This window comes from Segnochrobactrum spirostomi, from assembly GCF_009600605.1.
GTDB classification, from domain to species: Bacteria; Pseudomonadota; Alphaproteobacteria; order Rhizobiales; family Segnochrobactraceae; genus Segnochrobactrum; species Segnochrobactrum spirostomi.
In genome coordinates, this window is the sequence record NZ_VWNA01000002.1 from 339,956 (window position 1) to 363,017 (window position 23,062).

Sequence of the window (23,062 nt, forward strand, 5' to 3'; positions counted from 1 at the left end):
CCCGTGCCGATGCTCTCTGTTCGGGCACCGTAGCAGTATTACGATAATACGGTGATATGGGGAGGGCAATAGGGTTCGAGGGGCGGAAGGGCTCGCGGGACGCCGCGTCGCGGTGCGGAGCGCGATCTGGATGCGTGGGGAAATTCTCATTCCGGCGCCCGTGTCGGGCCTGCTTCCACGGAAATCCGCGGGCGGTGCCGATTGACAGCCAAACAAATATATTCTGAATATATCGCGTTGGAGGAAGCCGGCCGTGTCCCTACCGTCCCCGCAGTCCCCGTCCCGCCAAAGCGACAGCGCCTATGAGCGCCTGCGCCTCATGATCATCCGCACCGAGCTGCCGCCGGGGCGCTGATCGAGGAGGCGGCGATGATGGAGCGCCTCGGTGTCGGCCGCACGCCGCTTCGGGAGGCGCTGTTCCGTCTGGTGCAGGAGAACCTCGTCGAGAACGTTCCCCGCCGCGGCCATTTCGTGGCTCAGCTTTCGGCGAGCGATTTCTTCTCGCTGTTCGAGGTGCGCCGCGAGCTCGAGGCACTTTCGGCGCGGCTCGCGGCCCGCCGCGTTTCGCCGGACTTGCTGGAGAGGCTCGCGACCTTGGTCGAGGAGGCGCGCCAGGGCGTTGCCGAGGGAAACCGCGATCCGGTGTGGAACCTCGAGGTGGACGAGCGCTTCCATCTCATCGTGGCCGAGGCCGCCAATAACGCGCATCTGAAGGAAGCCGTGGCGCGCTATTACGGTCTCTCGGTTCGCGCACTTTATAAATCCCATCTTTCCGTTGCGCTGATTTCCGAAGAGCTCTGGGCTTACGAGGGCATGGTCGAGGCGCTGCGTGCCGGCGATGCGAAGGCGGCCGAAGACGTCATGCGCGCCCATCTCGATATCGATCCGATCAAGGACATCATGTCCGCCGCGGCCGGCGGCGCGGACGCAGCCACCGAAGCCGCTAACGCCGGCGCCCGCCCTAAGCGGGTGTCGCCATGAGCGGCGATCCGGCCCGCCGTCGGGCGCTCGTTCTTGCCGGGCTGCTGTCGCCGGCGACGGTGCTGATGATCGTCTTTCTCGTCGCGCCGATGCTGATCGTCATCGGCTACAGCTTCTCCGCCCGCGATGATTATGGCGGCGTGCTGCCCGTCTTCACCTCCGAGAACTACACCGCTCTTCTCGATCCGCTTTATCTCCACGTGTTGTGGAACTCGGTGTCGCTCGCGGGGCTGACGACGATCATCTGCCTCATCGTCGGTTACCCGGCCGCCTATTTCATCGCCTTTCGCGCCGGGCGCCTGGCGCCCGTCCTTCTGGTTCTGATGTTGATCCCGTTCTGGATCAACTTCCTGATCCGGATCTCGGCCTGGGTCGTCCTGCTCGGGCGCAACGGCCTCGTCAATGCCGGGCTCGTCGCGAGCGGTTTGCTCGACGCTCCGATCGGCATGCTCGGCACCGAAGGCGCCGTACTGGTCGGCCTCGTCTATGCGTTTCTGCCGACGGCAATATTCCCGATCTACGCGGCCCTCAACCCCATTCCGCCGATCCTGATCGAGGCGGCGGACGATCTCGGAGCGGGGCCGATCGCGGCGTTTTGGCGGGTCACGCTGCCGCTCTCCCTGCCGGGGGTCATGGCGGCGATCCTGTTCGTCTTCGTGCCGGCGATGGGGGCTTTCGCGATCCCGGCTCTGCTCGGCGGCGGCAAGTCGATCGTGATCGGAAACCTGATCGTCCAGCTCTTCCTGGAGTTCCGCAACATCCCGCTCGGCGCGGCGGTGTCGGTCGTCCTGCTCGCCGCTTCGATCGCCCTCATTCTTGTCTATATGCGGATTCTCCAGCGGCTGGAGGCGGCACGGTCATGACGAGCCTCTCCCCTGGCCATTCCTTCCGGTCGTCGTCCGCGGGTGTCTTGGCGAGCCGGATCGAGATGTTCGTGGCGCGGGCGCTGTCGCCAACCATCCTGGTCCTCGCCTACGTCTTCCTCTTTGCCCCGCTCGTCGTCCTCATCGCCTATTCGTTCAATGCCGGCCGCTCGACGGTGGTTTGGAGCGGGTTCAGCTTCAAATGGTACGAGGCCGTCTTCGCCGATCGTAACCTCGGCCGTGCGTTCTGGGTCAGCGTAATGGTCGCGGTGGTTTCCGCGAGCGCGAGCACCATTGTCGGAACCCTCGCCGCCTTGGCGCTCGGGCGGCGGCGTTTCCTCGGGGCGGCGTTCTTCTCGACGCTCCTGACGGCGCCTCTGGTGCTGCCCGAGATCGTGATGGCTGTCGGCCTGCTCGTCTTCATGGTGGCGACCGGCCTCGGGCTCGGCTACGGCTCGATGATCGCGGGCCACATCCTCGTCACCATCCCGTTCACGACGTTGATCGTCCGCGCCGCGACGGCGGCGCTCGATCATCGACTCGACGAGGCCGCGGCTGACCTCGGCGCCAACGATTGGCAAGTTTTCACACGCGTGACGATGCCTCTCCTGGCGCCATCCATCATGACGGCGTTCCTTCTCGCCGCGACGCTGTCCTTCGACAATTTCGTCATGTCGACGTTCACCGCCGGTGTCGGCACGACGCCGCTGCCGATCCACATCTATTCCATGCTGAAACTCGGCATCACGCCGCAGATCAACGCGCTCGGAACGCTGATGGTCGCCTTCAACGTGGCGATCATCCTGGTCGTGATGACCCGGTATCTGGCGCTCACCTTCAACAAGAAGCCGGATCATTAACCGGAGACGAGCAACCGCGCAGTGCGCGGCACCATCAACAAAGGGGAACAAGGCATGTCGAAGACGAAGATGCTGGCGGCGGGGCTGAGCCTCTCCGTGCTGATGGCGGCACCGGTCGTAATGACGCCGGCGGCGGCCGAGGAACTGGCGGTCTATGCCTGGTCGGGCGAGCTGCCGGATGCGATCGTGAAGGACTTCGAAAAGGAGACGGGGATCACCGTCCGGTTCGACACCTTCGACAGCAATGAATCTCTCATCGCCAAGCTCTCGGCGGGCGGTTCCGGTTACGACGTGGTCAACCCGTCGCAATATGCGGTGCAGATCCTCGCCAAGAAGGGCCTGATCGTCGATCTCGATCATGCCAAGATCCCGAACCTCGCGGGGCTTTCGCCGAGCTTCAAGACGGTGTCCTACGACCCCGGCAACAAGGTGAGCGTGCCCTATGTCTGGGGTACGACCGGGCTCGCCTACAATTCCGATTGCGTCAAGGAGCCGATCACAAGCTGGAAGGCGATGTGGGACCCGCAATATAAGGGCCGCATCTATATGCTCGACAACATGCTCGCGGCCTATATCGCGGGGCTCCAGGTCAACGGCTTCAAGGCAAATTCGACCTCCCAGGCCGAGATCGAGAAGGCGACGCAATCGCTCATCGAGCAGAAGCCGCTGCTCGGCGGCTACAACAGCACGAACTTCGCCGATCTCGTTTCCTCGGGCGAGGCCTGCATCGTCGAAGCGTGGAGCGGCAACGTGCTCCAGGCGATCAAGGACAATCCGAAGGTCAAATATGTCCTGCCGAGCGAAGGCGGCACGATGTGGGTGGACGGCTACGCCGTCGCCAAGGACGCGCCGAACCCGGACGCCGCCTACAAGTTCCTCAACTACCTGCTGCGCCCGGACGTGGCGGCGAAGACGACGGAACTCGCGCAGCTTGCGACCTCGGTCGAAGCGTCCAAGGAGAAGTTGCCCGCCGACATCGTGAAGAACACGGCGATCTTCCCGCCGCCCGAGAGCCTCGCCAAGGCCGACTTCATCCTCGATCTCGGACCGGCGACCAAATTCTATCAGGACGGCTGGACCAAGGTGAAGGCGGCGCCCTGACAGGGTGTTGGAGCTCCCGTTCTCCGGTCCTGCCGTCCGGGCTTCGACGGCCGGCTCCCCACCCCGCACCGTCGAACGGCGGCTTCCGCTCCCTTGCAGCGGAAGCCGCCACTTCCGCCGCGACCCGCCTCGGTCGCCGCTTCCTTCCCGCGCGAGATGTCGTCGATGGCCGAAGCCGTCCTGCTGCGTAATGTCGTCAAGACCTTCGGGTCGTTCACCGCCGTGTCCGGGATCGATCTCGCGATCCGGTCGGGCGAGTTCTTCACACTGCTCGGCCCGAGCGGCTGCGGCAAGACGACGACGCTGCGCCTCATCGCCGGATTCGAACAGCCGACGAGCGGCGACGTGATGATCCAAGGCCGCGCGATGGCGGGCGAGCCGGCGCATCGACGGCCGGTCAATACGGTCTTCCAATCCTATGCCTTATTCCCGCACCTCGATGTCGAGGCGAACGTTGCGTTCGGGCTCTCGCTCAAGCGTGTCCCCCGCGCGGAACGCCGGCAGCGGGTCGGCGACGCCCTGAAGCTCGTCCGCATGGAGGCGATGGCGGGGCGCAAGCCCTCCGAGCTATCCGGCGGCCAGCAGCAGCGCGTTGCGCTCGCCCGGGCGCTCGTCAACAAGCCCTCCGTTCTGCTCCTCGACGAGCCCCTCGCCGCGCTCGATCTGAAACTCCGCAAGGAGATGCAGATGGAGCTGAAGCACATGCAGCGTCAGCTCGGCATCACCTTCGTTCTCGTCACGCACGACCAGGAAGAGGCGCTCACCCTGTCCGACCGCATCGCGATCATGAGCGGGGGCAAGGTGCTGCAGGTGGACGATCCGGTCGGCATCTACGAACGGCCGACCACCCGGTTCGGCGCCGATTTCATCGGCGAGACGAATTTTCTCTCCGCTTCGGTGGTCGGACGCTTGGGGCCTGCGATCTCGGTTGCGGTGGCCGGCACGGTCGTCGATGTCCCGGCGCCGGCGGGCTTCTCCGGCGTTGGGGTGACCCTCACGATCCGCCCGGAGGCGCTCCGCGTCGCCTCGGGTCCGGCCCAGGACGCGTCGGACCTTCTCCATCTCCCCGGGCGGCTGCGGGAGATCATCTATATCGGCACCGATCGGCGCGTCGTCGTCGAGATCGACGGCGGTGAAACGATGGTCGCGCGCGTCCAGAACACGGATCTCTCCGCCGCCCTTCCCTCAGAACCCGGCAGTCCGATCTGGCTCGCATGCCGGCTTACGGCGCTCCGCGCCCTTGCGGATTGAGCGCCGCCCCTTCCGATCACGTGCTGGATAAAACCCATGAAACTAGAATCCTACCGCCTCAATGATCTGCCGGCGGCGCTTCCGGTAGATGCCCTGAAGCGCCTCGGCGCGGTGGAGGTGGCGACCATCGGTCATTATTGGCACGACCGCTTCGTCGATGCCGCCGTGCGGCCGATCATCGACGGCGTGCGCATCGCCGGCACCGCTGTGACGGTCACTATCCCAGGGCCGGATTCGACCTTGCTCTACCACGCCATGGACCGCGTGCGGCCGGGCGATGTTCTCGTCATCGAGCGGGCGGGCGATACCCGTCATGCCTGCTGGGGTGGCTTCATGGCCTCCGTCGCCAAGCTTCGGGGTCTCGCCGGGGTGATCGTGGACGGCGCCGTCACCGATCCGGCGGCGATCCGCGAGGCGGGTGTGCCGACCTGGGCCCGCTCCGTCTCGCCGATCACGACCAAGCTCCTCAACCTCGGCGGTGGCTTCAATGTGCCGGTGTCCTGCGGCGGCGTCGCGGTGCGCCCCGGCGATGCCGTGCTCGCCGACGATTGCGGCATCGTGGTGCTGGCGCCGGAGGTCGTGACCGGGATCACCGACATCGCACTCGCCGATCAGGCCGAGGAAGGCGATTGGATCGCTGAACTGCGAGCCGGCAAGAGCCTTCAGGATCTCGTGGACATCGCCGGCATGATCGCGGTCCGCACCGCGGCCGATGCCAAGCACGGCTGACCCGGATCCGCGCGAGACTTGGGCTCGTGCCCGCCCCTCTTCTCCCCCTTTGTCCCGGTCTCATGAGACCGGCCGAATGACCAGAAATTCCGAGGTTTCGACGTGAGCGACGACATTCCTTCCTGCGGCACCCGCCTCGTGGAGATCCTTTCCGCCTATGGCGTCGATACGGTCTTCGGGATGCCGGGGGTCCACACGCTGGAGGCCTATCGCGGGCTGCCCGGCAGTGCCATCCGCCATATCGGCGTGCGCCACGAACAGGGCGCCGGCTTCATGGCCGACGGCTATGCCCGCGTGTCGGGCAAACCGGGCGTTTGCCTGCTCATCAGCGGGCCGGGGGTGACCAATGCGGCGACGCCGCTCGGTCAAGCCTACAGCGATTCCCAGCCCATGCTTCTTCTCTCGAGCGTGGCCGCCGTGCGCGACCTCGGTATGCACCGCGGCCGGCTCCATGAAATCCGCGATCAGGCCCGGGTGACCGAACCGCTGACGGCTTTCTCCCAGGTGGCCCTCAGCGTCGAGCAGGTTCACGAGCTGGTCGATCGCGCGTTCGCCCTGTTCCGCTCGGCCCGCCCGCGCCCCGTCCACATCTCGTTGCCCCTCGACGTGATCGCCACGCCCGATCCGCGCCCCGGTCGCGCTCGCCCGACCCCGCGCCCGCCCCTGCCGGATCCGGATGCGATCGCCGAGGCGGCGAGCCTGCTCGCGGGCGCGAGCCGCCCGATGATCGTCGCCGGCGGCGGCACGGTGAACGCGGCCGAGGCCCTCACCCGGCTCGCCGAGAAGCTCGGGGCACCGGTCATTCCGACCATCGCCGCCAAGGGCGTGATCCCCGACGGCCATCCGCTCGCCCTCGAGACGACCCTCGACCGGCCGGCGACCCAAGCCTTCCTCGCGAGCGCCGATGTGGTCCTGGCGATTGGAACCGAACTCGCCGAACCGGATGTGTGGCTCGACGAGCCGTTTCCGTTCTCCGGCGCGCTGATCCGCATCGACATCGATCCGGCGGTTACGGTGCAGGATTACGACGTGGCCCTCGCCATCGTCGGCGATGCACGGGCCGCCCTCGAAGATCTTGTCGACGCCCTCGACGAGTTCGAGCCGGCGTCCACCCTGGCGGACGGCAGCGAGGTGATTTCCGTGCGGGTGGCGGAGCGGGAGGCACTCACACCGCTCGAGCGCAAGCACGTCGTCGTGCTGGAAGCCTTGCGCGCAGCCCTGCCGGACGACGGCATGGTGTTCGGCGACATGACGCAGATCGTCTACACCGCCTATGCCTTCTTTCCGGTTTCGCGCCCGCGCAGCTTCTTCTTCCCGACCGGCTACGGCACCCTCGGTTTCGCCCTGCCGGCGGCGATCGGTGGCCAGCTCGCAGCACCGGATCGCCCGACCGTCGTCCTCGTCGGCGATGGCGGGCTTCTCTTCACCGTCCAGGAGCTCGCCACCGCCGTCGAGCAGAAGCTGCCGCTCGCGATCGTCCTCTGGAACAATGACAGCCTTGCCCAGATCCGCGACGGGATGCGTCGGCGCAACATCCCGGAGATCGGGGTGAACCAGCTCAACCCGGATTACGGGACGCTCGCCAAGGCCTTCGGCTGCCGGCTGGCGCGTCCGGATTCGCTCGCCGAGTTCGCGGACGCGCTGAAGGCCGCGTTCGCCGCCGACGGGCCGACGCTGATCGAGCTCAACGAAGACGCCCCCTTCCTCGCCGCCAACGATTGAGCCACGGAACCCCGCGATGACCGACACCCGTTCCGCCGCCGATACCGCCAAAGTGCGCATGGCCGAACTCACCGGCGGCGAGGCTCGTGCCCTGCTCGCGGACAATCCGGTGATCCTGCTCCCCCTCGGCAGTCATGAGGACCAAGGCCCCCATGCGCCGATGGGGGACTATCTCTCCGCCGACGCGGTGGCCGAGGCGATCGCCCGGCGGGCGACCGCTGCTGGCATCCGAACCCTCGTCGCCCCGGTGCTGCCGTTCGGTGGGGCGGACTATTTCGGCACCATGCCAGGCGGTATCGCGCTCGGGCAGGAGACGCTGAAGGCGGTGCTCGCCGACATGTTCGAATGCCTGCTTCGTCACAAGCTCGACCGCCTGATCGTCGTCAACGGGCACGGCGGCAATGTCGACGCCGTACACCAGACGACCCTCGCCATTCGCCGCAATCACGGCGTAACGATTCCGAGCCTCTATCTGTGGGCAATCGCCTACGGATTGCTGCCCGAGCTCCTCGGCGAGAAGGCGGCGCGCTCGGCCGGCCATGGTGCCGATCCTCTGACCAGCGTCACCATGCACTTCTTTCCCGACCTGATCCGGCCCGACCTCATTCCCGGCCCGCCGCCACAGCCTAAGGCGCTCGGTCTCGATGTGTCCGATTTCGGAACGGTCCGCTTCCAGGGTGCCAACATCCACCTGCCGCTCGAACTCGACACCATCGCGCCGAACGGGGTGTGGGAAGGCGATCCACGCCTCTGCTCGGCCGAGACCGGCGCGGCGCTGGCCGAGCGGTTGACCGCGCTCGGGGCGGATTTCATCCGCTATTTCGTGACGGCGGGCGCCTGACCCGCGGCCGCCCCGTGAGGCGGCGGCGGGCCGCCGCCGCTCAGAGCTTCACCCAGGCCCCGTTCTGCCTCGAGCTTTCGATGCAGGCCGTGACGAAGGCGACGCCTTTGACGCCGTCGTCGACGGTTGGAAAGGTCACCGCCGGGTCGAGGGGCGTGCCGGATTTCGCCGCGTTGATGGCGGCCGCGGCTTCCGAATAGATCGTGGCGAAGGCCTCCAGATAGCCTTCGGGATGGCCGTTCGGGATGCGGGTGACGCGCGCCGCGGCCGCGTTCGCGCCGGCGCCGCCGCGGGTGACGAGCTGCTTCGGCTCGCCGAGCTTCGTCACCCAGAGATAATTCGGGTCGGCCTGGGTCCATTCGAGGCCCGCCTTGGTGCCGTAGACCCGCACCTTGAGCCCGTTCTCGTGGCCGACGGCGACCTGACTGCACCACAGCAGGCCCTTGGCGCCGCCCTTGAAGCGGAGCATCACGTGGGCGTTGTCGTCGAGCCGGCGGCCGGCGACGAAGGTGTGGACGTCGGCGGCCAGTTCATCGAGCTCCAGGCCGGAGATGAAGGAACCCAGATTGTAGGCGTGGGTGCCGATGTCGCCGGTCGAGCCGCCGACGCCGGATTGGGCCGGGTCCGTGCGCCACACCGCCTGCTTGTGTCCGGTCTCCTCGACCGGCTCGGCGAGCCAATCCTGCGGATATTCCATCTGCACGAGGCGGACCTCGCCGAGCGCGCCCGAACGCACCAGTTCGCGGGCGTGCCGCACCATCGGGTAGCCGGTATAATTGTGGGTGAGGATGAAGAGCGCCTTCGCGCCGTCCGCGACGGCCTTGAGCCGTTGCGCGTCCTCGAGATTGGCGGTCAGCGGCTTGTCGCAGATGACGTGGATGCCGCGCTCGAGAAAGGCCTTGGCCGCCGGATAATGCAGATGGTTCGGCGTCACGATCGAGACGGCCTCGATGCCGTCCGCCCGCGCCGCCTCCGCCTCCGCCATCGCCTCGAACGAGCCGTAGCAGCGCGCCGGATCGAGGCCGAGCTCGCGGCCCGAGGCGAGGGACTTCTCCGGCGTCGAGGAGAGCGCCCCCGCGACGAGGTCGTAATGGTCGTCGAGCCGGGCCGCCATGCGGTGCACGGCACCGATGAAGGCGCCCTGCCCGCCGCCCACCATGCCGAGGCGGATCCTGGCCGCGCGTGCGCCCGATTTGCTGGCTTCGATCGTCATGACATCTCTCTCCCCGACACGGTCTTCATCCGGCGGCTCGCCCGCAGGGGCGGGCGCTCCGGCGCTGACGGCAGTCTTCGGCTGCCCCGCCTCACAGCCCCAGCAGGCGCCGGTTGGCCGCCTCGTCGGTGCCGCCGGCGGCGAAATCGTCGAACGCCTTATCCGTCACCCGGATGATGTGCGCCTTGACGAACTCGGCGCCCTCCCGCGCGCCGTCCTCCGAGTTCTTCAGCGCGCATTCCCATTCCACCACCGCCCAGCCGTCGAAGTCGTTGGCGGTGAGCTTCGAGAACACGGCGCCGAAATCGACCTGTCCGTCGCCGAGCGAGCGGAAGCGGCCGGCCCGGTCGACCCAGCTTTGGAAGCCGCCGTAGACGCCCTGTCGCCCGGTCGGATTGAACTCCGCATCCTTGACGTGGAACATCTTGATGCGGTCCCGGTAGATGTCGAGATTGGCGAGATAATCGAGACATTGCAGGACATAGTGCGACGGGTCGTAGAGCATGTTGGCACGCGCGTGGTGGCCGACCCGGTCGAGGAACATCTCGAAGGTCACCCCGTCGTGCAGGTCTTCGCCGGGATGGATCTCGTAGCAGACGTCGACGCCCTGCTCGTCGGCGAAATCGAGGATCGGGGTCCAGCGCCTCGCGAGTTCTTCGAAGGCGAGCTCGACCAGACCGGCCGGACGCTGCGGCCACGGATAGATGAAGGGCCATGCGAGGGCGCCGGAAAAGGTCGCGTGGGCCTTGATGCCGAGATGGCGTGACGCCTTGAGCGCCATCTTGACCTGCTCGACGGCCCATTCTTGGCGCGCCTTCGGATTGCCGCGCACCGCCGGCGCCGCGAAGCCGTCGAAGGCCTCGTCATAGGCCGGATGCACGGCGACGAGCTGGCCCTGCAGGTGGGTCGAGAGCTCGGTCACCGCCACGCCGTTCGCCCGGGCGATACCGGCGAACTCGTCGCAATAATCCTTGGAACCCGCGGCCGTCTCGAGGTCGATCAACTGGCTCGCCCAGGTCGGCACCTGGACGCCGACATAGCCCTTCTCGGCGGCCCATTTGGTGATGCCGTCCCAGGAATTGAACGGCGCGGCGTCTCCGGCGAACTGTCCGAGAAAAATGGCGGGACCCTTGATCGTCTTCATGAGCGTCTCTCCCCGATTTTCTTGTCTCTGCGGTCGGCCGAGCCGGCTCGGCCGCGCGGCCCGATCCGGCCTCTGGGTCGGCGCCCCGCCCGGGATCGCCGGGCGGAGCGCGATGGCGAAGGCATCGCCGCTGTCAGAACGGCGAGTCCGGGAAGTAGAAGCCCTTGGCGTTGTCCTTGGTGACGAGCGTCGCGTCGAGGGTATAGGTGCCGCGCACCGGGACCTGATCGTAGAGCGCGGCGGCCGTCAGCTCCATAGCGGTGCCCACCATCGCCGGCGGATAGAGCACGTCGACCGGAATGATCTTGTCGCCGTCCATGACCTTCTTGATCATGTCCTTGGAGCCGGCGCCGCCGACGACGTACTGGATGTCGGTGCGCTTCGCCTGCTCGATCGCCTGCAGGACGCCGACCGCCATGTCGTCGTCCTGGCACCACACCACGTCGATCTTCGGGTACTTCGTCAGGTAGTCCTGCATCACCCGGAAGGCGTCGTCGCGGTTCCAGTTGCCGAACTGACGATCGAGCACCTTCACGTTGGAGCCCGCGATGCCCTTGTCGAAGCCGTCCTGGCGCTGTTGATCGATCGGGATCGGGAGGCCGCGGATGACGACCACCTGGGCGTCCGGGGTGTGCTCCTTGATGTAGCGGCCGGCGACCTCGCCGAGCGCCGGATTGTTGCCGGCGACATAGAGGTCGCGCACGCTGTCGTCGTTGACGGAGGGGGCGCGGTCGACGATCGCGACGAACGTGCCCTTGCCCTTCACTTCCTTGATGGCGTTGACGAGCGGATCGGGATCGGTCGGCAGGATGACGAGCGCGTCGATGCCCTGGACTTCAAGGTCCTGGAGCGCGTTCGCCTGGGTTGCCGGGTCCGGCGACGTCTTCACCACGACCTTGAGCCCCGGATGCTCCTTCATGAGGAGCTCCGCGACGCGGTTGGCGTGGTAGACGACACCCGACGTCCAGCCGTGGTCGGCGGCCGGGATGGAGACGCCGATGGTCTTGGTCTCCTGCGCCTGAGCGATTCCGAACATCGCCGTCATGGCGACGCCGAGCGCGATGATCTTTCTCATTCTTGTTCCTCCCAGAGTGCCGGGGGCAGGCGATATGGGACCCGGGCGTCCCCCTTCATGAGCCCGGACCGCTCTACGCCTTGCGCGTCAGCGACCGCTGCACGAGCATGGCGATGATGATGATCGAGCCCTGGATGGCGCCGATCAGGTATTCGCTGATGAAGTTGGAGAGCAGCATGATGTTGCCCACCAATTCGAGGATGAAGGCGCCGCAGATGGTGCCCCACACGCGGCCTGCGCCGCCCTTGAGCGCGGTGCCGCCGACGACGACGGCGGTGATCGCCTGCAATTCCCACAGCATGCCGGTCGTCGCTGAGGTCGAGCCGAGGCGCGGCACGTAGAGCAGCACCGCGATGGCGACGCAGAGCCCCTGGATGACGAAGGCGATGGTGCGGACGCGGTTGACAGCGATGCCCGAATAGCGCGCGACCTCGCGGCTCGACCCGACGGCGGTGACGTGCCGGCCATAGCGTGTCCGGTAGAGGATGAAGGCGGCGATGGCGGTGACGAGAAGGATGGCCAGGATCGGCACCGGGATGCCGGCGATCGAGCCGAAATAAACCGGACGGTAGAGCGCCTGCTGCTCGGGGGAACGCAGCGTGATCGCGCCGCCCTGGGACAGCCAGGTCGTCAGCCCCCGGTAGATGCCCATGGTGCCGAGGGTGGCGATGAAGGGCTCGATGCGCCCGACGGTCGTGATGAGGCCGTTGGCGAGGCCGCAGAGCGAGCCGACCACGACCGTCAGCACCACCGCGGCGGCGAGCATCAGGGCCGGGTCGGCGATCACGCCGGAATTCATGAATAGGATCATCAGGCTCGCGACGAAGGCGACCATCGAGCCGACAGACAGGTCGAGGTCGCCGGACGAGATCACGAAGGTCGCGCCGACCGCGATGATCGCGATGAAGGCCGAGCGCGTCGCCACATTGGCGAGATTGTTGAGGCCGATGAAGTTCGGATTGACGAGCGCGCCGACGATCAAGAGCAGGATGAGCGCCGCGAACGGGGCGATCGCCCTCATATCGATGTCGCGCCAGATTCTCTGGCGCTTGGCTGAAGCGCTGCCGCCCTCGACATGCATGGTCACTCGTCTCCTCCCGGGCGGCGCGCGCCGGTCGCGCTTTCACCGCCGCATTGTCCTGGCGTTCGTTGACGTCAGCTCGCCATCTGCCGCTTCAGGCCGGCGGCGTAGCGCATGATGGTCTGCTCGTTGATTTCCTCGCCCTCGAGCATCCCGACGAGCCGTCCCTCCCGCATCACCGCGACCCGGGTGCAGAGACCGATCACCTCCGGCATCTCAGACGAGATGACGATGACCGAGCACCCGTCCCGGGCGAGCGCGGCGATGAAATGATAGATCTGCTGCTTGGTGCCGACGTCGATGCCGCGGGTCGGTTCGTCGATGACGACGATCTCGGGCGCGGTCTCCATGATCTTGGCGAGCAGCAGCTTCTGCTGATTGCCGCCCGACATGCGGCCGACCCGCACCCGGTCGTCGCGGACGCGGATATCGAACCGCCTTTTGGCGCGCGCCATCGCCTCGCGCTCGCTCGCCGGGTCGAGATAGACGTGGCGAACATGGCGGGCGAGCGATTGCAGGGTGAGGTTCGCGGTCATGCCCTCGCCGAGGAGAAGGCCCCGCCCCTTGCGGTCCTTCGTCATGTAGGCGAGGCCACGACGGGCCGCTTCGGCGAGGTCGTTCGGCGGCAGCGGCGCCCCCTTCACGATGACTTCACCGGAGAGCCGCGGCCGCAGGCCGACGATCGCCTCCATGATCTCGGTGCGACCGGACCCGATGAGACCGGAGAAGCCCAGCACTTCGCCCTTGCGCAGCTCGAAGCCGATATCCTTCACGTAGCCGGTCGAAAGTCCGCGGACGGAGAGGACGATCTCCTCGTCGACGTCCGGCTCCTGCTTGGCGGGGTAGAGCCGGGAGAGCTCGCGCCCGACCATGAGCTGGGCGATCGCGTCGCTGTCGAGCAGCGCCGTCGGGGCGGTCTTGATCCACTGCCCGTCGCGCAGCACCGTGACGCGGTCGCTGATCTCCATCACCTCGTCGAGCTTGTGGGTGACGAACACGAAGCTCGTGCCCTTGGCGCGGAGCTTGCGCACCTGGTCGAACAGGATGTCGGTCTCTTCGCGGGAGAGCACCGCCGTCGGCTCGTCCATGAAGATCACCCGCGCCTCGCGGCTGATCGCCTTGGCGATCTCGACCATCTGTTTGTCGGCGACGGCGAGCGAACTGATCAGGGCGTTCTCGTCGACGTGGGAGCCCAACTGGTCGAGGATGCGGCGCGTCTCGGCTCGCATGAAGCGGCGGTCGAGCACGCCGAACCGGGTGACCTCGCGGCCGAGAAAGAGGCTTTCGGCGACGGTCAGGTGCTCCGCCAGGTTGAATTCCTGGTGGATCAGGACGATGCCGAGCGCCTCGGCGTCGCCGTTAGCCGGCAGCGTGACGGGTTCGCCGTCGAGCAGAATGCGTCCCGACGTTGGGCTTTCGAAGCCGGACAGGATCTTCACGAGCGTCGATTTGCCGGCGCCGTTCTCGCCGAGCAGCGCATGGACCTCGCCGGGCATCAGGTCGAAATCGACGCTGAACAGAACCTGGACTTCGCCGAACGTCTTCGACACGCGCTCGGCCGCCAGCACGGGCGTCCGCGCCTCTCCCCCATCCCCGAGCATCGTTTCCTCCCGCGGTTCACCGACCGCTTCGGGATTTGTGTAAACCTTTACATTTTGCGTGTAAAGGTTTACATCATTCGAGCCTTGGGGAATATTCCGCGCAATGCGGATTGCCCGTTGCGGCTCAGACCGGATCGCTTCAAGCCATTGCGAGCTCTTGAGAAGCCGGATCGGACCTCGCCTTGTCGAACGCTTCCCCCGCCACGATCGAAGATGTTGCCCGCCTCGCGGAGGTCTCCATCGCGACCGTGAGCCGGGCCATCCACACGCCGGACAAGGTGGCGAAATCGACCCGGCAGAGGGTCAATCAGGCGATTGCCATCACCGGCTACACGACCAATGCCATGGCCCGCAGCCTGCGCATGGGTCGCTCCAACATGATCCTGGTGCTGGCGCCGGACATCGGCGATCCCAACTTCTCCTCGATCCTGATCGGCATCGAGAACGAGGCACGCGGCCACGGCTATGGCGTCCTGATCGGCCACACCCAGAACGATCCGGAGCGTGGGCTCGATTATCTGAAATTCCTGACCTCGAACCAAGCCGCCGGGCTGGTGCTCTTCACCGGCCACGAGCCGTTCGGACATCAGGATCTGGCACAGCGCCTCCCGCCCACGGTTGCCGTCTTCGAGCCGGTGTTCGGCGCCAAGGTGTCTTATGTCGGCGTGGACGACACGGCGGGCGCCCGCAAGGCAGCCGAATATCTGCTCGCCTCGGGCCACCGCGAGATCGCATTCATCGGCGATTCGAAGACCAAGCTCGGCCACGTGCGGCGGCGCAAGGGCTACGATCTTGCCCTCGATGCGGCCCGCATTCCGCCCGAGCGGCGGATCGTCGTCGATGGCGAGGGGTCGATCGAGGCCGGCCGCCTCGCCGTCGAACAGCTCTTCATGCGTGACACGCTGCCGACCGCCTTCATGTGCGTCAACGACGCGACCGCGGTCGGCGTCATCAACGGCCTCGCCGCCCGCGGCTACGACCTGCCGCGCGACTTCTCGGTGATCGGCTTCGACGACGTGCCGCAGGCGACCTTTCTCAACCCGCCGCTGACAACGGTGCGCCAGCCCCGCTCGGCGATCGGGCGTCAGGCCATGGCGCTGCTTCTGAAGCAGCTCGACGCGCCGGGCGCCGGGATCGAGGAGATCCTCATCCTGCCCGACCTCATCGTCCGCGGCTCCGTCACCTCCCCCCTCCGCGCGCGATAAGGCGGCGCGGGCCGAGGTTGCGGCCCGGTCAGACCGCCTCCCGCTCCCATTCCGCGACGAGCGTGGCGCTGTCGGTCACCACGCCGAGGTGAAGGGAGATCATGGCGAGCGCCGCCTTCTCGAGCGCCTCGTCGGTGCCGCGGACGAGATCCTCCAGCACGGTGACGCGATAGCCGAGATTGGAGGCGTCGAAGGCGGTGTTGAGCACGCAGCAATCGGCCATGCAGCCGGTCAGCACGACCCGCCGCGCGCCCATATTGCGCAGCAGGAAATCGAGGTCGGTGGGGTAGAAGGCGGAGAGCCGCTTCTTGCCCTCGACGATGAGGTCGCCCGGTTCCACGTCGGTGACGAAGTCAGTCCAGCGGCTGCCCGCGAGGGCGTGGGCGTCCGCGTTCGGGATCGGGCCGACGAACAAGGGAAAGGTCATTCGCCACGCCGACGGGATGCCGTTCACGTCGTCGACGCCGCCGGGCCGCAGGGTCGAGCGGACATGGATGACGGGCACGCCGAGGCGGCGCGCCTGGACATGAAAGGCGTTGACGCCGTCAACCACCTCCCGCGCCCGCGGTGCCGGGCACGGGCAATCCGGATCGGCCGACAGGTGCCCTTGGTGGAGGTCGATGGAGATCGCGACCGTTCCCGCCCGGCTGGTGAATTCCGAGAACGCGGCGGGCAGTTCGATCCGCGCGCCATAGACGGAAGCTTGCATGATCATGGTCCTCCGGCGGGCCGGCGCTCAGCGCCGCTCTTCACGCACATAGGGTTGGCCGAGCGCGCCGGGCTCGTCGCTTGGGCGATGGAGATGGCGCACCGACCCCCAGATCATCACGGCGAGGGTGACGAGGTACGGCGTCGTCATCACGAGATATTGGGGTAGCATGATCCCGGCCGCGGCGAGCTTGGGGATCACGGCCTGGATACCGCCGAACAGAAGCGCGCCGATCAGCGCCCGCCACGGGTTCCAGCGCGCGAAGATGACGAGCGCGATGGCGATCCAGCCGCGGCCGGCGGTCATGTCGTCGACCCAGATCTTGACGCTCGCGATCGCGATGTAGGCGCCGGCGAGGCCGACGAGAAGGCCGCCGCCGGCGACCGCGAGGAATCGGGTCGCGGAGATTGGAATGCCCATCGCATCGGCCGCCTCGGGGTTCTCGCCGACCGCTCGCAGGCGGAGCCCGAAACGGCTCCGGCTCAGCATGTAGGCGACCCCGAGGAAGATCGGGATCACGAGATAGGCGACGAGATCCTGGCGGAACAGGATCGGCCCCAGCACCGGCAGGTCCGCGAGCGGGCCGAGCGGCAACGGGGCGAGCCCGGTGAAGGCCTTGCTCGTCCAGCCGCACAGGTTGCCGAGGAGGCTCGTCAGCCCCTGGCAGAAGAAGACCATGACGAGCCCGGCGATCACCTGGTTGACGCGCAGGGTGATGACGAGGAAGGCGAACACCAGCGACACGAGGCCCGCCGCGATCATGCCCACCACCATGGCCACCAAGGGATGGACCTCGAAGGTGAGCAGGGTGCCGACGGAGGCGAGCGCGCCGACGAGCATCAGCCCCTCCGCCGTCAGGTTGAGGACGCCGGCCCGCTCCGAGATGATGAGACCGAGCGCCGCCAGGGCATAAGGCACGGCGAGTTGGGGGACATTCGCGAGCCAGGTGACGAGAAAGCCGCTCACGGGGTCCCCCTGATCCAATGGATGCGATGGACGACGAGGAAATCGGACGCCGCGACGCACATCACGACCACGGCCTGGATGAGCTGAACCATCGACGACGGGATCGAATAGAACACCTGGAGGTTCTGACCGGCGACGAAGAGAACCGACATCAGGAACGCCACGATCGCCGCCGCGATCGGGTTGTTGCGGGCGAGGAAGCCGATGAGGACGCCGGACACGCCGTAGCCCTCGAAGAAGGACTGGGTCAGCCGCCCTTCCTGACCGCTGACCACCGTGAAGCCGGCCAGCGCCGCGAGCGCGCCGGACGCGAGCACCACCGACAAGACCATGCCGCCGACGGGCACGCCGAGGGCGCGGGCGACGCTCGGGTTGGCGCTGACGAAGCGCATGAAGATGCCGGCCCGGCTGCGGCCCGCGACATAGGCCATCAGGAGTGCGGCGGCGACGGCGATAAGGAGTGAGACGCTCATCCCCGAGGACAGCGTCGGCAGCAGCTCGGACGGGGCGAAGGACGGCGAATGGGGGAAGCCGTCCTGGTCCTTCCACGGCCCGTACAGGAGGTGGAGGAGCCCATAATAGGCGACATAGTTCAGAAGCAGCGTCGAGATGATCTCGTTGACGGCGAGCCGCAGCTTCAGGAGCGCGGGGATGAACGCCCACAGGGCGCCGCAGATCATCGCGGCGAGTGCCATCAGATAAAGGCGCGCCGGGTCCGGACCGAGCTTGAGCAGCGAAACGATCGTGGCGCCGATTCCGCCGAAGATCATCTGCCCCTCGATGCCGAGATTCCAGAAGCGCACACGAAAGGCCATCGCCGCGCAGAGGCCGACCAGGATCAGCGGCGACGCCTGGAACAGCACCGCCTTGAAGTTGGTGGGATCGAACAGCGTCGCCATGATGAATTCGTCGGCGAGGCTGTCCGCCGGCACGCCGGCGAGGACGAGCGCCACGGCGGAGAGGCCGAGCCCGACCAGCAGGGCGATCGCGACGGCGGCGATCCTCAAGCCCGAGCTGGCATTGCGGCGGACCTCGATGGAGATCTGGCCGAACCGGCGCCTCGCGCCGGAGCCCGCCGCCGACGGCGCGACGATCGTAGACACCTCGTCACTCATGGATCACCGTTGCCTCGTCGCCGGTCGGCACAGGTTCGGCCGCCGGCCCCGTCTCGATCTTCGCGGCGTCTCCGACCATGGCGCGGCCGATCGCCTGCCGATCGAACGGCGCCTCGAACTCCGCCGCGAGCCGTCCGCGCGCCATCACGCCGATCCGGTTGGCGAGCTTCATCGCCTCGTCGAGGTCCTCGCTGACGAGGAGGACGGCGGCGCTCTGCCCGGCCGCCTCCTTGAGCCGTGCGTGAACGGCGGCGGTGGCGCGGGCGTCGAGGCCGCGGCTCGGGCTCTGGGCGACGACGATCCCGGGCTGATCGGCGAACTCGCGGGCGATCACGAGCTTCTGGGCGTTGCCGCCAGACAGGAGCGCCGCATTCTGGGCGAGGCTACGCACGCCCTGCACGTCGAACTCGGCGAGGGCGCGCTCCGCGTCGGCGCGCATCCGCCCGCGTCGCGTCCAGGCCCACGAGCCGTAGGCGCCGCGGGCGGTGCGGCCAATGCCGAAATTGTCGAGCACCGACAGGCCGCCGGCGAGCGCATATCGGTAGCGGTCGGCCGGGATGAAGGCGACGCCGAGGCGGCGGAGTTCGGCCGGATCGAGAACGGTCAGGGCCTCGCCGGCATCCTCGAACTGGATGGCGCCGGACTCCGGTTGGCGCAGACCCATCAGCATCTCGGTCAATTCGCTCTGACCGTTACCGGAGACCCCGGCGAGGGCATAGATCTCACCGGCCCGGACATGGAACGAGACATTGTCGACGGCACGCGAGCCGTCGCTCCGGCGGACGCTCAGGTTCAGCGTCTCGAGCCTGCGGCGTCCGAATTCGGGCGGCGTCTCGGCCGCAATCGGCAGCGCGTCGCCGACGGTGAGACGGGTGAGCTCTTCGATCGAGGTTGCCGCGGGATCGACGGAGGCGACCGTTCGTCCCGCGCGCAGGATCGTGACCCGATCGGCGAAGCGCTTCACATCCGACAGCTTGTGGGTGACGAGCACGATGGTGGTGCCGGTCGCCGCGAGGCCGCGCAGCGTCTGCATCAGACGCTCGGCCTCCTGATCGGTGAGCACCGCGGTCGGCTCGTCGAGGATCAGGATGCGGGCACCCCCGATCAAGGCCTTGATCACCTCGACGCGCTGCTGCTCGGCGATCGAGAGGGAATCGACGCGGGCATGCGGATCGACGGTCGCGCCGAGCAGCGCCGCCTTCTCCGCGATCGCCGCCATCATCGCCTGCCGCTCGCGCGCCGTGGAGGCGAGACGCTCTCCCGAGCCGATCCGCGACAGGAGGACGTTGTCGAGAATCGAGAACGGCCGCACCAGCTTGAAATGCTGATGAACCATCCCGATGCCCCGGGCCGCCGCCTCGCGCGGGCCGGAAAGATAGGTCGGCTCACCGAACAGGCGCAGGCCGCCGCTGTCGGGCGTGTAGAGCCCGCAGCAGACGTTCATCAAGGTGGACTTGCCGGCACCGTTCTCGCCGAGCAGCGCATGGATCTCGCCGGCGTTGGCGGTGAAGGAGGCGCCGTCGAGCGCGCGGAAACCGTCGAAGGTCTTGGTGACCCGGTCGAGTTCCAGGGTGGCGGTTGTCATGAAGCAGCTCTTCGAAGGCGCGAAGGGCGCGGGCGGCGCGGGAGATGCGCCGCCCGTCGCGAGGTCATTTCTGCGAGATCACGCCGTCGACGAACCAATCCATCTTCCAGAGATCGGCGTCGCTGATGGGTTGGCCGGCGGCGAGGCGCTCCTTGCCGTCGCGGTCCTTGAGCGGTCCGACGAAGACGGGGAAGCCGTCGATGATCGATTGGCGGGCGGCGAAGATCTTCTTCTTGTTCTCCTCCGAGACCGCCGAGCCGCAGCAGGAGATATCGGTGCCGCCCTCCTTGATGCCCGGGAAGGCGCCGTAGGGCGACGGCTCCCAGGTGCCGGCCTTGATCTTCTCGAGCTCGGGCACGAGGAATTTCGACCACGTCCAGATCGAGGAGCACTGGTTCGCCTTCGGCGCGAATTCGGTCAGGTCGCGGTGGTGGCCGGTCGAATAGACGCCGCGCTCCTGGGCGACGATCTGCGGCGTCGGCGTGTCGACGTGCTGGCCGATGACGTCGATGCCTTCGTCGATGAGGGCCGAGGCGGCGGCGCGCTCCTTGACCGGATCGTTCCAGGCGCCGGTGAAGACGACGGTGACGGTCGCGTTCGGGTTGATGGTCTTGGCGCCGAGCTCGTAGGCATTGATGGTCCAGTTCACCACCGGCAGCGGGTTGGCCGCCACGAAGCCGAGCTTGCCCGTCTTGGAGGCCGCTGCGGCGGCCATGCCGCAGAGATATTGGCTCTCATAGGTGCGGCCATAGAACGATTCGAGGTTCGGGCCGTTGGTGGTGCCGCTCGCATTGAGGAAGGCGACGTCCGGGTGCGCCTCCGAGAGCTTCTTGAACGTGTCGGAATAACCGAAGGCGGTGCCGATGATGACGTTGTAGCCGCGCTGAATGAAGCGTTCGGCCGGCGGCGTGATGGAGGCGGCGTCCTCCGGTACCTTGTCGACCACGGGGATCGTCTCGCCGAGCGCCTTCTCCATCGCCGGCAAGGCTTCCATGAAGGCCTGGCTCCAGCCGCCGTCGTTCTTGGGGCCGAACAGGATGATCGCGACCTTCGGATCGCCCTGAACCTTGAAAGGCGCCGCGACCGCGATCGCGGAGGTGATGAGGCAGGCGGCCGACGCGAGGGCCACCGCCATCTTGGACATCTTCATCTCGGTCTTCCTCTGGATGGAATCCGGCCTCTGCGGGCCGCTGGGGATCGTGACGTGTCAAAGCATCTTGTTGATCCGGAAGACATTTTCCTCCGGGTCGAGCAGCACGGACTGGTACCAGTTGTAGTAGGTCTTGTAGGGCGCCTTGATCAGCTTGGCGCCTTTGGCGACCGCGAGCGGCGTGAGGCGATCGACGTCCTCGGCACTGTCGACGTCGATGTTGAGGAGGAATTTCACCCCGGTCGGCTGCGCGTAATCGGAGAGCTTGAGGAGGTCATAGGCCTCCTGCGCGTTGAAGCCGAGGCAGCTTTGTCCGGTCTTCAAGCCCACGAAGATCGGCGAGCGGATCTCCGGGATTTCCTCGAACCCGAACAGGTCTCGGTAGAAGCCCGACAGCGCCTCGATGTCCTTCGTGAAGATGTTCACGTACGACAGATTCACGTCTATTCATCCTCTGAATGTCGCGACGATGGGGGCGCCGAGACGTCCCCGTGAGAAGCGGACTGGCTTGGACGAACGCCCGCGCTTCGAGATGCCCTTCGACCGGGCTGCCGAAGGGTCTGCGGCGGCAGGCCCGCAGACCCGTCGATCGCGTTTAGGCCGCCTTCTCGCCCTTGCCGAAGGTTGTCTGCTTGACGAACTTGCTCTTCAGGTGATCGCCGGAGCTGATCGGCGCATATATCGGGCTCTCGCCGGGCGCCAGGCAGCTCGGCAAGCATTCGATGACGGCGTCGTAGTTCGGCTGATGGAAGAACACGATCGACAGCCGGTCGATGTTCTCTTCCGAAGACATGCCGGGGTTGACGACGCGGTGCAGCGTCGACGTCCAGGTGTCGTTCGTCCATTGCTGCATCAGATCGCCGATATTGACGATGAAGGTGCCCTCGACGACGGGGACGCCGACCCACTCGCCGGCCTTGTTCTTCACCTCGAGGCTGCGGTCACCGACCTCTTTGCGCAGGATCGTCATGCTGCCGTAGTCGGAATGGGCGCCGGCGCGGAGCTGGCCCGGGAGCGGCTCCGCCGTCTGGCGCGGGTAGCGCAGCACCCGCATCATCGAGATGTTGCGGTCGATGGTGCCGTCGAAATAGTGCTCGTCGAGGTCGAGCGCGAGCGCGAACAGGCGCATCAGATCGGTGGCGAGCGCGTCCACCGACGTGAAATAGTCCTCCCAAAGATCCTTCAGCTCGGCGGGGACCGCCGGCCAGACGTTCGGCGCGAAATGCGGGCCGGCCGCGGCTGACGTGTAGTAGGGATCGCCTGCGGGGACGTCGACGGGGCCGATCGACAGGGATTCCTTGATGTCCGGCGGCGTCGGCTCGTCGAGGCTGTAGGACAGGCCCTCGCCGCCGACGGCGGAATAGCCGCGCACCTGGTCCGGCGCCGGGCGCTCGCACTTCATCTTCTCGCCGTGGGGCAAGGCGAAGAACGCGGCCGACACGTCGTAGGTCTTGCGGATCAGATCTTCGGGGATGCCGTGGCCCGAAACGACCAGAAACCCGATGTCGCGGCAGGCTTGTCCGATCTTCTCGGCAACCGCTCGTTTCCCCTCCGGCGTTCCCGCCTTGTAGGGGCTCAAATCGATCACCGGAACCTCAAGTAAGGTCATCTGAAGGCCCTCGTCTTATTGGTGTGCAGAAGGAAGCCCCCGACTTCTGCGCGAAGTGTCGGAGCCGCCATCTTCCGAATTACAATAAGCAAGAGGTATGCCAGGGCTCGCGAGCCAGAAAGTCTCAGAACTTGTACTTGAAATTTTACCGGATGATCAAAAAATGATCTGCACGGCTCGTCGTGCCTAGAATCTGAGCGGGCACATTCCTGCGAACGAAATGTGCGCGAGGCGGTGTCGCCAGAGGCGGACGCCGCCCAT

The 23,062-nt window shown here is 66.8% G+C and carries 21 protein-coding genes; 9 read left to right on the forward strand and 12 right to left on the reverse strand.

The genetic code is table 11. The features are described 5' to 3' along the window. The first annotated feature begins 369 nt into the window (after positions 1-369). The 8 genes from F0357_RS20070 (at position 370) to F0357_RS20105 (ending at position 8,348) form a co-directional block, all read left to right on the forward strand. Positions 370-981, forward strand: coding sequence for a GntR family transcriptional regulator (locus F0357_RS20070; protein WP_153488826.1), 612 nt, complete (start codon positions 370-372; stop codon positions 979-981). Further along, positions 978-1,844, forward strand: coding sequence for an ABC transporter permease (locus tag F0357_RS20075; RefSeq protein ID WP_153488496.1), 867 nt, complete (start codon positions 978-980; stop codon positions 1,842-1,844). The genes F0357_RS20070 and F0357_RS20075 overlap by 4 nt, the downstream gene beginning before the upstream one ends. Continuing rightward, positions 1,841-2,704, forward strand: coding sequence for an ABC transporter permease (locus F0357_RS20080; protein WP_246161791.1), 864 nt, complete (start codon positions 1,841-1,843; stop codon positions 2,702-2,704). The genes F0357_RS20075 and F0357_RS20080 overlap by 4 nt, the downstream gene beginning before the upstream one ends. A gap of 54 nt (positions 2,705-2,758) precedes the next feature. Then, positions 2,759-3,805: an ABC transporter substrate-binding protein gene (locus F0357_RS20085; protein WP_246161792.1), complete on the forward strand. Its 1,047-nt coding sequence runs from the start codon at positions 2,759-2,761 to the stop codon at positions 3,803-3,805. A gap of 165 nt (positions 3,806-3,970) precedes the next feature. Further along, entirely contained in the window at positions 3,971-5,056 is a 1,086-nt protein-coding gene (locus F0357_RS20090; protein ID WP_208948499.1) for an ABC transporter ATP-binding protein, read from the forward strand. Between the two features lie 36 nt (positions 5,057-5,092). Continuing rightward, positions 5,093-5,785 (forward strand): RraA family protein, encoded by a 693-nt coding sequence (locus tag F0357_RS20095; protein ID WP_153488510.1) that lies wholly within the window; start codon positions 5,093-5,095, stop codon positions 5,783-5,785. A 102-nt stretch (positions 5,786-5,887) separates the two neighbouring features. Further along, the gene (locus F0357_RS20100) at positions 5,888-7,507 is read left to right on the forward strand and encodes a 5-guanidino-2-oxopentanoate decarboxylase (protein ID WP_208948500.1); all 1,620 of its coding nucleotides are present in this window, start codon (positions 5,888-5,890) and stop codon (positions 7,505-7,507) included. A 16-nt stretch (positions 7,508-7,523) separates the two neighbouring features. After that, entirely contained in the window at positions 7,524-8,348 is an 825-nt protein-coding gene (locus tag F0357_RS20105; RefSeq protein ID WP_208948501.1) for a creatininase family protein, read from the forward strand. Positions 8,349-8,388: 40 nt separating this feature from the next. Here F0357_RS20105 and F0357_RS20110 read toward each other — a convergent pair whose 3' ends face one another. From F0357_RS20110 to F0357_RS20130, 5 genes are all read right to left on the reverse strand, one after another. Next, the gene (locus tag F0357_RS20110) at positions 8,389-9,561 is read right to left on the reverse strand and encodes a Gfo/Idh/MocA family protein (RefSeq protein WP_153488514.1); all 1,173 of its coding nucleotides are present in this window, start codon (positions 9,559-9,561) and stop codon (positions 8,389-8,391) included. A 91-nt stretch (positions 9,562-9,652) separates the two neighbouring features. Beyond that, positions 9,653-10,705: a sugar phosphate isomerase/epimerase family protein gene (locus tag F0357_RS20115; RefSeq protein ID WP_153488517.1), complete on the reverse strand. Its 1,053-nt coding sequence runs from the start codon at positions 10,703-10,705 to the stop codon at positions 9,653-9,655. 133 nt (positions 10,706-10,838) lie between these two features. Further along, a complete protein-coding gene (locus tag F0357_RS20120; RefSeq protein WP_153488521.1) occupies positions 10,839-11,780 on the reverse strand; it encodes a substrate-binding domain-containing protein in 942 nt (313 codons plus the stop codon). Positions 11,781-11,853: 73 nt separating this feature from the next. Next, positions 11,854-12,861: an ABC transporter permease gene (locus tag F0357_RS20125; protein ID WP_153488837.1), complete on the reverse strand. Its 1,008-nt coding sequence runs from the start codon at positions 12,859-12,861 to the stop codon at positions 11,854-11,856. A 74-nt stretch (positions 12,862-12,935) separates the two neighbouring features. After that, positions 12,936-14,462: a sugar ABC transporter ATP-binding protein gene (locus F0357_RS20130; protein ID WP_153488532.1), complete on the reverse strand. Its 1,527-nt coding sequence runs from the start codon at positions 14,460-14,462 to the stop codon at positions 12,936-12,938. A gap of 182 nt (positions 14,463-14,644) precedes the next feature. Here F0357_RS20130 and F0357_RS20135 point away from each other — a divergent pair, with 182 nt between their 5' ends. Continuing rightward, the gene (locus F0357_RS20135) at positions 14,645-15,667 is read left to right on the forward strand and encodes a LacI family DNA-binding transcriptional regulator (RefSeq protein WP_153488536.1); all 1,023 of its coding nucleotides are present in this window, start codon (positions 14,645-14,647) and stop codon (positions 15,665-15,667) included. Between the two features lie 28 nt (positions 15,668-15,695). Here the strand turns inward: F0357_RS20135 and F0357_RS20140 are convergent, their stop codons facing one another. From F0357_RS20140 to F0357_RS20170, 7 genes are all read right to left on the reverse strand, one after another. Continuing rightward, positions 15,696-16,376: a cysteine hydrolase family protein gene (locus F0357_RS20140; RefSeq protein ID WP_153488540.1), complete on the reverse strand. Its 681-nt coding sequence runs from the start codon at positions 16,374-16,376 to the stop codon at positions 15,696-15,698. Positions 16,377-16,403: 27 nt separating this feature from the next. Further along, a complete protein-coding gene (locus F0357_RS20145; RefSeq protein WP_312861751.1) occupies positions 16,404-17,342 on the reverse strand; it encodes an ABC transporter permease in 939 nt (312 codons plus the stop codon). After that, a complete protein-coding gene (locus F0357_RS20150) occupies positions 17,339-18,457 on the reverse strand; it encodes an ABC transporter permease (RefSeq protein ID WP_153488547.1) in 1,119 nt (372 codons plus the stop codon). The genes F0357_RS20145 and F0357_RS20150 overlap by 4 nt, the downstream gene beginning before the upstream one ends. Further along, entirely contained in the window at positions 18,450-20,042 is a 1,593-nt protein-coding gene (locus tag F0357_RS20155) for an ABC transporter ATP-binding protein (RefSeq protein ID WP_153488550.1), read from the reverse strand. The genes F0357_RS20150 and F0357_RS20155 overlap by 8 nt, the downstream gene beginning before the upstream one ends. Positions 20,043-20,106: 64 nt before the next feature. Beyond that, the gene (locus tag F0357_RS20160) at positions 20,107-21,192 is read right to left on the reverse strand and encodes a BMP family ABC transporter substrate-binding protein (RefSeq protein WP_153488554.1); all 1,086 of its coding nucleotides are present in this window, start codon (positions 21,190-21,192) and stop codon (positions 20,107-20,109) included. Between the two features lie 57 nt (positions 21,193-21,249). After that, entirely contained in the window at positions 21,250-21,633 is a 384-nt protein-coding gene (locus tag F0357_RS20165; RefSeq protein WP_312861752.1) for a VOC family protein, read from the reverse strand. A gap of 154 nt (positions 21,634-21,787) precedes the next feature. Then, entirely contained in the window at positions 21,788-22,801 is a 1,014-nt protein-coding gene (locus F0357_RS20170; protein WP_153488558.1) for an isopenicillin N synthase family dioxygenase, read from the reverse strand. Between the last annotated feature and the right edge of the window lie 261 nt (positions 22,802-23,062).